Source organism: Belnapia sp. (genome assembly GCF_059504005.1).
Genome location: NZ_JCACHU010000038.1, coordinates 1 through 8,738, shown reverse-complemented (window position 1 = coordinate 8,738; position 8,738 = coordinate 1). Strand labels below are relative to the sequence as shown.

The following is an 8,738-nucleotide window of genomic DNA, read 5'->3' as shown; positions in this document are numbered from 1 at the left end:
GCCGGGCCTTTGCCGGGCCGGTCTCCCGCCTGCTGGAGAATGTGGTGAGGCGCTTTATGACGACATGACGGGTGGTCAGGCAGCGACCGTCCAGAGCGGAGACGTATCGCCGCACAGCAGCGTGACATCGCGCAACCGCCGTCTCGCGCTCACACGCGACGGGCCGCTGAACGATGCCACCAGGCCGGCCACCGGCAACCTTGGCCACAGCGATTTCAGTGTGTAACAACCTCCTCTAGCATCTCGTTATCGGCCGACTGGGCCTTCGGCGCCGTCCAGCCATTGGCGCTGCTCAACCGAGGATCGAGGCAGAGTATCTCTTCGAACTCATTCACGGCATCGATCTCGGTGCCCATGGCGATGTTGGTCGTCCGTTCCAGGATGCACTCCAACACCACCGGCACGCCATGCTGCTCCATCAGCGCCTCGGCGCGGGCGAAGGCCTCCCCGAACTCGTTCGGCGATTTCACGCGGATCGCCTTGCAACCAAGGCCCTCCGCCACCGCGACGTGATCCACCCCACAGCCCGGCACGGCATCCGGGTCTTCGCCGGCGTTGATGTTTTCAAAGGCCAGGCTGACCTCGAAATCCATCCCCAAGCCGCGCTGCGCTTGGCGGATCAGGCCGAGATAGCTGTTATTCACCACCACATGCAGGTAGGGCAGCTTGTGCTGGGCACCGACGGCGAGCTCCTCGATCAGGAACTGGAAGTCATAGTCGCCGGAGAGGGCGACGATCTTCCGATCTGGATCGGCGGCGCGAACGCCGAGGGCCGCCGGCAGCGTCCAGCCGAGCGGGCCGGCCTGGCCGCAGTTGATCCAGTTGCGCGGCTCGTAGACCTTCAGCAACTGCGCGCCCATGATCTGCGAGTTGCCGATGGTGGTGACGTAGCAGGTGGTCCGGCCGGCATGACCGAGCATCTCCTCGAAGACACGCTGGGGCTTCAGCGGGACCTGGTCGAAATGCGTCTGCCGCAACATAGTATGCTTCCGATGCAGGCAGGCAGCGGACCAGGCGGTGCGGTCCCTCAGCACTCCCTCCGCCCGCATCTCTTCCGCGACCTGACAGAACAGCACCAGCGCTGCCTTGGCGTCGGAGACGATGCCGAAGTCGGGGCCGAAGACACGGCCGATCTGCGTCGGCTCGATGTCCACATGCACGAACTTCCTGCCAGCCGTATAGGTCTCGATCGAGCCGGTGTGTCGGTTGGCCCAGCGGTTGCCGATGCCGATGACGAAGTCGGATTGCAGCATCGTCGCGTTGCCATAGCGATGGCTGGTCTGCAGCCCAACCATGCCAGCCATCAGCGGATGGTCGTCGGGAATGCAGCCCCAGCCCATCAGCGTGGGGATCACCGGAATGCCGGTGATCTCCGCGAAGCGCACGAGCTCCTCGCAGGCATCGGCGTTGATGATGCCACCGCCGGCGACGATCAGTGGCCGCTCCGCGGCCTGCAGCATGGCGATCGCCTTCTCGATCTGCTTGCGTGTCGCCGCGGGCTTGTAGGGCACCAATGGCTCATAGGCATCGATGTCGAACTCGATCTCGGCGGTCTGCACGTCGACCGGCAGGTCGATCAGCACCGGGCCGGGGCGGCCACTGCGCATGAGGTGGAAGGCCTGCTGGAAGACCTGTGGGACGAGTGCCGGCTCACGCACCGTGACGGACCATTTGGTGACGGGCCTGGCGATGGCTTCGATGTCTACGGCCTGAAAGTCCTCCTTGTAGATGCGCGCGCGCGGCGCCTGGCCGGTGATGCACAGGATCGGCAGGCTGTCGGCTTGGGCCGTGTAGAGGCCGGTGATCATGTCCGTTCCCGCCGGACCCGAAGTACCGATACACACTCCGATGTTGCCCGCCTTGGCGCGGGTGTAGCCATCGGCCATGTGGGACGCCCCTTCGACATGGCGCGCCAAGATATGGCGGATGCCGCCATGTGCACGCAATGCGGAGTAGAAGGGATTGATGGCCGCCCCTGGCACCCCGAAGGCGCAGTTCACGCCCTCTCGCGCCAGCACCAGCACTGCTGCATCGACCGCCCGCATCCGTGCCATCGCCGTCATCCCCTTGTCCTGAACGGTGTCAGGAGTGCCGGAAATAGCGAGAATATTCAATTTTTCCGAAAGATTTTTCCGCGCTGCAGCATAAATATTATAAGTTGCTGACAAGTCTCGGTTGTTCTGTTTTCCATTGCGCTTTATCGGACAAAATGAAAAAAGATTCCTGGAGGAGTGCGATGTCACCGACTGTGGAGCGTCGCCGGCGTGGCCGTCCGCGCCTCAGCCTGGCCGAGGCCGAGGATGCGCCGGTCCAGTCCCTGGACCGCGCCATGGCGCTGCTGGCCGAGCTTGCCGAGGCGGATGGGCTCACGCTCACCGATCTTGCCGGGCGGACCGAGCTGCCGATGTCCACCGCCTACCGGATGCTGCTCACCCTGCAGCGGCGGGGTCTTGCGGAATTCGAGGCCTCGACGCAGCTTTGGCTCGTGGGCGTCGAGACCTTCCGCATCGGCAGCGCCTTCCTCCGCCGCCGCAAATTGGCGGATTGCGGGCGCGAGGCGATGCAGGGATTGGTGGATGCCTGCGGGGAAACCGCCAACCTCGCCGTTGCGGAAGAGGATGGCGTGGTCTTCGTCAGCCAAGTGGAGACGCACGAGGCGATCCGCGCCTTCTTCCGCCCGGGCACGCGCGCCCTATTCCATGCTTCGGGCGCCGGAAAGGCGATTCTGGCCTATCGGGCGCCGGACGCGGTAGCTGCGACAATCCGGCGCGCCGGCCTGCCACGATTCACAGACCGTACCCTGACCGCCATACCGGACCTGCTGGCCGACCTGGCCGCCATCCGCACGCGCGGCTTCGCAATCGACGATGAGGAGCGCAATCTTGGCATGCGCTGCGTCGGCGCGCCGATCTTCAACGAGTTCGGCGAGGCGGTGGCGGGGCTTTCCGTGTCCGGCCCAACCGTGCGCGTGACGCCGGAGGCCATCGCGCGCTTCGGACCGCTGGTCCGCGATGCGGCGGCGAAGGTGACACTGGCCATCGCCGGCCGCCCGCCGCGCACGTAGCGACCTCTGCTGAGCTGCTCGCCAATCCGCTTTGGCCAGCGGTGGCTTTGGAGATGAAGCGCGCTGAGCAGGCTAGGCGAACAACTGCGTTCCGCTCGCGTCGGTGGTAGCCCACACCTGTGGGCCAACTGTGATGGCTGCAGGTTCGCCTTGAGCCGCAGGGGGCGTCCGCACGTGCAATAAGGGCGCATCATTCGGGGAGCCCTGATATCAGTCACACGCTGTCGCTCGTACGGCGCCACTCCACCCTGCGGGACGACACCGTCAAGTAACCGCCGCTGGCAGGCAGAGGCTGGCTCGGTCGCGGCTCCGTATGGTCGCGCCAGCTGCCGAGTTACCTTACTCCAAATATCGTTCGCCTGCCCAGGCGACTGGCCGCACGTGATGTGGTCGTCAGCCATGACATGGTACGGCCATGGGTACTCAAGTTCCATGGGGGTTTGTCAAGCGGATGCAGCGAAGGCTGCCACATTCTGGCGACCCATGGCACCTCGACGACATCGCTCCCGCCGAACCGCCTCACCGCCGCATCACCGGGCAGCCAAAAGGCGCTGAAGGCCGAGGAAGCCGACATCGTGCCATGTCCGGCCGTCAAGCAGTGCGAGGTCGGCGATGATCTCGCCAATGACGCTGCGGAACTTGTAGTCATGGCTGGGACAAGAGGAGGCAAGCACCACCTGCGAGCATTCTGGGTGCCCGCGCCGTGCGGCCGCAAGAACGAGCTGGAAAGGGAGGGGCACCAGGGAGTCGCGCTCGGCTACCAGGCGCATGGCGGCGGCCATCCCGGCCGCCCGGCGCTCCGGCTGCATGTCCGACGTCGCCTCCAGGAGCATCCGGTCGAGCTCCGGGTCTGCCATCGCCATGTTCCAGGATCCGAGCTCCTGCACGGGATCACGGGTGGCCATGACATCCCGCAGGAAGATCGCGGCGTCGCCCGAGGCATTGCCCCAGCCCAGCAGGTAGGCGGAGCACTCGCGCCGCGTCAGCCGGGGAAAGTAGAGGCTCGTCGGCATTGCCTCGACCGCCGTCTCGATGCCGATGCGGGCCAGCATCTGGGCGGCGTTCTGGCAGATCGCGCCGTCGTTGACATAGCGGTTGTTGGGGCAGTGCAGGGTCAGCCGGAAGCCGCCCGGATAGCTTGCCTCCGCCAGCAGCCGCCGCGCCTCGACCGGGTTGGGACGGATGGGCGCGATGGCCGGATCAAAGCCTGGGTAGCCCGCCGGGACACCCTGGGTCGCGCGTACGGCAAGCCCCTCCATCGTCCGCGCGACAATGGCGTCGACATCGATGGCGAGCGACATCGCCCGCCGCACCCTAGGGTCGCGGAACGGGTTGGCCGGTAGGGCCTGCTGTTGCGGTCGGTCGCAAAAGGCGTGGCCTCGCGGATGGTCTCGAACTGGAGGAAGATGCTGCGCAAGGACGGCGCCCGGAACACCTGGGTGCGTGGATTCGCCGACAGGCGTGCGACATGCAGCGGCGGTACGTAGTCCGCGAGGTCCACGTCGCCCGCTTCCAGCGCCGCCATCCGCGACGTGCCCGAGCTGATCTTACGGATCGTCACGCGAGCGAAGTTGAGCTTCTCGCCCCACCAGGCCTCGTTGCGGCGCAGCTCCCACCGCGCCTTGCGCTCCCAGGACACGTGCCGCCAGGGGCCGGAGCCGATGGCGGCACGGTCCGAGTTGAAGTCCTCGGTCATCGCCCCCTCGGCTATGCTGTCGCAAGCGATGTGCATCTCCGGCAGGCCGACCCAGCAGCCCCGGATAGGGCTCGGCGGTGCGGAAGCGCAGCGAGTACGGATCCACCACCTGCAGCTCGGTCACCGGCCGCATCGTGCTGGCGGTCAGGAGGTCGCTGCCCTTGACCGTCGGCAGGCGGCGGAAGGTCGCCACCACGTCGTCGGCATCGAGCGGGGTGCCGCCGTGGCAGGACGCCTTCGCGGGCGTGCCCGGCGTCGCCATGTTCGACGGGCTGGAGCGCAGGGCTGACCCGCAGCGTGACGGATACGCTGCAGCGATCACTTGACCCCTAACGCAGGAGGGTGCGAGAGACCGAAGGCCGCGAGCACCCGATGCAGCGCTTCATGTCGCCCGGGCAGGCAAAACGGTTCCTGTGACCGCACGCGTTCATCCACAGCCACAGCCATCCGCAGCAGCACCTAGTGAGCGCCGCCCCCTATCGCAGCACCTGCACCAAAGCCTTCCGGATCAGAGGACAGGAGACTTACGCTCAAGTCGCGGCCTGAGAACCTGCGCGCGCTCTTCAGCACGGCAACCCACGTATGCTCGCAGGCAACGTGACAATGCCCTGGCCAGCTAGGCCACCCTCGTGGCGCACGATCTGGCGAAACCACTGCCGGCACTTGGAGCACCAGGCGCTCCTGCCTCAATCAAATCGTTGACGTCGGTCTGCGCTCGTCGACCGTTTCAGCCGATGCGTCTCGGCAGATATCCCAGGATGATCCGCCCCCCGGTAAGGCGGAACAGTGACCTGCCGCCGCCGTCCCGCATGGAGCCAGAGGTCGGTGATCAGCCGTGCAGCGCCCGAGGCGCAGCCTGGGCCTGCTGCCGGACGAACCGGAGGCCGGCCTTGAAGAGAGCAGCGAGGCCGAGGCCGAAGACCACGGCGAAGCCGATCTCGATCGCCATCTTGGAGGCATGGAAGCCGCCGCCGATGCCGAAGCCCTTCAGCGGCTGCGCGATAAACCAGTGGCTGATCAGCGCGACCGCGCCGAGCAGCAATGCCCCCAACCACCGGCCGACGCGGGCTGTCAGCTGCGGCTCGACCGCAGCGTAACCCACACCCCAGAGCCCCGCCCAGAAGGCAAGCGAGACGCTTTGTGGCACGCCAAGCGGCTGGGTGGGCATGAGGCTCCAGGGCAAGGCCGGCAGCAGCTGTGCGGCGTGGAGGAGGCTGCCATAGGCACCCTGAAAAACCAGGTGCGACAAAGCACCGGCGGCGAAGCCGATGGCAAGACGGGTCGGGATGGTGGACATAATGAGCTCCTCTTCGTGTTGGTCGACGGCCCTAAAGGCCGCCGTGGTGGATCGATTGCTCCTGCGATGCCTGACCGATGCTTTGACGGCGGCGTTGCGGATGGTGGCGGTCGCGCCCTGGCAGCCGGCCGGTGTGGCCCGGGAACGGGCCGAGCACGAGGGTTCGTCGGGCGGCCGCATCGCTACCCCAGGCCGCGGCATGAGGCAGCGTGGCCCTGCGGCGAACTCGTCCTGGTCGAGGTCGGCATCCGCCATATTGGCTACCGGCATGGTGTCCGGACGGTTGGTCATCCCCCGGCAGCGCCGCTATGCTCGCTGAGGACCCGAAGGCTCGCCGGCCACGCGAACGACCTCGGCAGGCAGTGGGATCACCTGCTCATGGATCGGCGCCGCAGGTGTGCGGTCGACCCGCAGGCTGAGCAGCTCCGGCCGGCTGTAATGTCCGCGCGCATCCATCAGTCGCTTGCGCATGTCGATCTGGGCGAAATCCAGATCGGCGATCACTGCGCCCTCTCCCATCGTCAGGGGCTCGCCCATGAGCTGGCCGTCCGGACCGACAATCGCGGTGAAGCAGCCCCCAGAGATCGCACTGATCGGGCCACCAGTATCCCTTGCAATCTGTGCTTGCTGGTCGGCATCGAGCCAAGCCGTGGCGTTGACGACGAAGCAGGCCGACTCAAGTGCGTGCTGACGGATATTCACCTCGGTCTGTTCTGCGAAGAGCGGCCCGCCGAAGGAGCCCGGGTACATAGCCGAATGGATCTGCTCGCCATCGGCGATTAGCGCGTAGCGGGCCAGCGGCAGGTAATGCTCCCAGCAGGCGAGCTGCCCGATGCGCCCAGCCGCGCTCTCGATCGCGCGCAGTCCCGAGCCGTCACCCTGCCCCCATATCATTCGTTCGTGGTAGGTGGGCGTGATCTTGCGGCGCCGCTGGATCAGGGTGCCGTCGGCGTCGAACAGAAGCTGCGTGTTGTAGATCGAGCTCCCGTCGCGCTCATTGACGCCGACCGAGACGACCATGCCAGCCTCCCTTGCGGCATCGGCGATGGCCTGAGTTTCGGCGGAGGGCACGGCAACGGCCTCGTTGAGCAGGCGCAGATGTTCATTGCTCATCGCGTAGGGCGGTTGCACGAACGAAAAATAGGGATAGTAGGGCACGACGGTTTCCGGAAAGGTGGCGAACCGAACGCCCTGCCGCGCGAGGTCATAGATCTTCTTCACCACCTTTTCGGTGGTTCCCTTCCGGCTGTAGAGCACGGGGCTGATCTGCACCGCGGCTGCCTTCACGATTCTACTCACGGTGTTCCCTTTCTGGATGCGGACGGCATCTTGCAAAATCGCCAGACGCCCTCAGGCGTTGTGCGATACTGGGCTGGGTGCGGGAGGTGCAGAACCGGGCAGGGATGGGAAGCATCCTTCCAGGAGGCGGAAAGCTGGAGGGATCGCATCCGGGCAAGGTCGACGCTGCTCGCGGCCGTCCAGTGCGGCAGCCAATTGGCGACTCCACGCGAGGTCCAGGCATCGATGTCGACCGTGACCCTGTATGTCTCAGGGCTGGAGGCGTAGCTCGAGACATGACGGCTGAACCGGCCGGCGCACCCGGTTACACTGACAGATGCGAGCCCGTCGCCGTCGCTCCACTGGCCCCGAAGCCGCCGCGCTGGACAGACGGATGGGCGGCGATGCAGCAGCGTCAGGTGGCGGCAGCAACCCCGCTGATGTCTGTCCACACGTCGAACGCCCGCGCCTTTGCAACTCGATGCAGGATGACGGGGACGTCATCGCGGCGGAGATAGAAAACGTGATTGGTCTGGTCGTAGGCGGAGAGAAGGCGCTGCGCCGGCGCGTCGGCCAATGCGAATTCCTTGCCTGGCTGCTCGAGCTTCTGCACGGCTGGTGCGGGATGATCATGACCTGCGGCACCGCACCCCAGCGCCTAGGGCACGGCACGCAATAATTTTCCCAGGTTTACCGGGCAGGTGCGGTAGAATCGGCATCGCGTCCCACGACCTTGGCGCGGAGGTGATCATGGCTGCCTCTGTTCTACATCAGTGCGGCTGCGCTGCCTGTCGCTCACGCCAGCCCCATCCCGATCAGCTGCTGCATCGGCAGATCAACCTGCTGATCAGCCGCCTGGATGAGCAGCAGCGTCGCTGGTTTGCCGCCGTTGAGGCCACCCGCCAAGGTCACGGCGGAGTGCAACGGCTTGCCGAGATCACGGGGCTGGACCGGCACACCATCGCGCGTGGCCAGCGCGAACTGGCCTCTGGCCTGGCGGACCGTACACCGGAGCGCATTCGACGCCAAGGCGCCGGGCGCCCGGCACGTGAAAGGCAGGATGCTGGGCTCACCACGGCACTGGAAAACCTGCTGGAGCCTGAGACAGCCGGTGATCCCATGGGGAAGCGCACCAAAGGCAAGCGCCGCTCGCTGCGACAACTCAGCGAAGCGCTAAGCGCTGCAGGCCACCCGGCGAGCCGACCAACAGTGGCCCGGCTGCTGCGTGAGCTCGGCTACTCGCCGAAGGCCAATACCAGATGCGGTGAGACGCGCAGCGCGCCTGAACGCAATGCGCAGTTTGAGCACATTGCTGAAGAGCGCCGACGGTTCGAGGCTGCGGGTGCACCGGTCATCAGCGTTGATTCGAAAAAAAACTAGGTTGGCAAAGTTGGCTGGCAGGC

Annotated in this window: 8 protein-coding genes and 2 pseudogenes; 4 read left to right on the top strand and 6 right to left on the bottom strand. The window is 66.0% G+C overall.

What is annotated here, in order from left to right:
• A partial coding sequence (locus tag AC5JJ1_RS05710) for a hypothetical protein (RefSeq protein WP_495784144.1) occupies positions 1–226 on the top strand: 226 nt, incomplete at its 5' end.
• Here AC5JJ1_RS05710 and gcl read toward each other — a convergent pair.
• On the bottom strand, positions 216–2,243 hold the full coding sequence (gene gcl / locus AC5JJ1_RS05705; RefSeq protein ID WP_495784143.1) for a glyoxylate carboligase: 2,028 nt from the start codon (positions 2,241–2,243) through the stop codon (positions 216–218). The two genes, AC5JJ1_RS05710 and gcl, sit on opposite strands and share 11 nt — an antisense overlap.
• Here gcl and bhcR point away from each other — a divergent pair.
• Positions 2,237–3,064 carry an HTH-type transcriptional regulator BhcR gene (bhcR, locus tag AC5JJ1_RS05700; RefSeq protein WP_495784142.1) on the top strand — a complete coding sequence of 276 codons (828 nt, stop codon included), beginning with the start codon at positions 2,237–2,239 and terminating at the stop codon, positions 3,062–3,064. The genes gcl and bhcR overlap by 7 nt on opposite strands.
• A gap of 530 nt (positions 3,065–3,594) precedes the next feature.
• On the opposite strand, the pseudogene AC5JJ1_RS05695 reads toward bhcR, so the two are convergent.
• Both AC5JJ1_RS05695 and AC5JJ1_RS05690 read right to left on the bottom strand, forming a co-directional pair.
• Positions 3,595–4,389, bottom strand: a pseudogene (locus AC5JJ1_RS05695) (ABC transporter substrate-binding protein); the annotation flags it as partial.
• Positions 4,390–4,454: 65 nt separating this feature from the next.
• Positions 4,455–4,760, bottom strand: a pseudogene (locus AC5JJ1_RS05690) (ABC transporter substrate-binding protein); the annotation flags it as partial.
• 77 nt (positions 4,761–4,837) lie between these two features.
• Here AC5JJ1_RS05690 and AC5JJ1_RS05685 point away from each other — a divergent pair.
• Positions 4,838–5,086 carry a hypothetical protein gene (locus AC5JJ1_RS05685; protein ID WP_495784141.1) on the top strand — a complete coding sequence of 83 codons (249 nt, stop codon included), beginning with the start codon at positions 4,838–4,840 and terminating at the stop codon, positions 5,084–5,086.
• A gap of 503 nt (positions 5,087–5,589) precedes the next feature.
• Here the strand turns inward: AC5JJ1_RS05685 and AC5JJ1_RS05680 are convergent.
• The 3 genes from AC5JJ1_RS05680 to AC5JJ1_RS05670 all read right to left on the bottom strand — a co-directional run bounded on the left by AC5JJ1_RS05680 (position 5,590) and on the right by AC5JJ1_RS05670 (position 7,948).
• A complete protein-coding gene (locus tag AC5JJ1_RS05680) occupies positions 5,590–6,348 on the bottom strand; it encodes a hypothetical protein (protein WP_495784140.1) in 759 nt (252 codons plus the stop codon).
• A 15-nt stretch (positions 6,349–6,363) separates the two neighbouring features.
• Positions 6,364–7,356, bottom strand: coding sequence for a nitrilase-related carbon-nitrogen hydrolase (locus tag AC5JJ1_RS05675; protein ID WP_495784139.1), 993 nt, complete (start codon positions 7,354–7,356; stop codon positions 6,364–6,366).
• A gap of 394 nt (positions 7,357–7,750) precedes the next feature.
• The gene (locus tag AC5JJ1_RS05670) at positions 7,751–7,948 is read right to left on the bottom strand and encodes a hypothetical protein (RefSeq protein ID WP_495784138.1); all 198 of its coding nucleotides are present in this window, start codon (positions 7,946–7,948) and stop codon (positions 7,751–7,753) included.
• Between the two features lie 137 nt (positions 7,949–8,085).
• On the opposite strand from AC5JJ1_RS05670, the gene AC5JJ1_RS05665 reads away from it, so the two are divergent.
• On the top strand, positions 8,086–8,715 hold the full coding sequence (locus AC5JJ1_RS05665; RefSeq protein WP_495784137.1) for an ISAzo13-like element transposase-related protein: 630 nt from the start codon (positions 8,086–8,088) through the stop codon (positions 8,713–8,715).
• Positions 8,716–8,738: the final 23 nt, after the last annotated feature.

Bases quoted from the DNA above. Each gene is read 5' to 3' on its own strand.
- bhcR (WP_495784142.1), top strand. From the start codon at position 2,237: ATGTCACCGACTGTGGAGCGTCGCCGGCGTGGCCGTCCGCGCCTCAGC.
- AC5JJ1_RS05665 (WP_495784137.1), top strand. From the start codon at position 8,086: ATGGCTGCCTCTGTTCTACATCAGTGCGGCTGCGCTGCCTGTCGCTCA.
- AC5JJ1_RS05680 (WP_495784140.1), bottom strand. From the start codon at position 6,348: ATGACCAACCGTCCGGACACCATGCCGGTAGCCAATATGGCGGATGCC.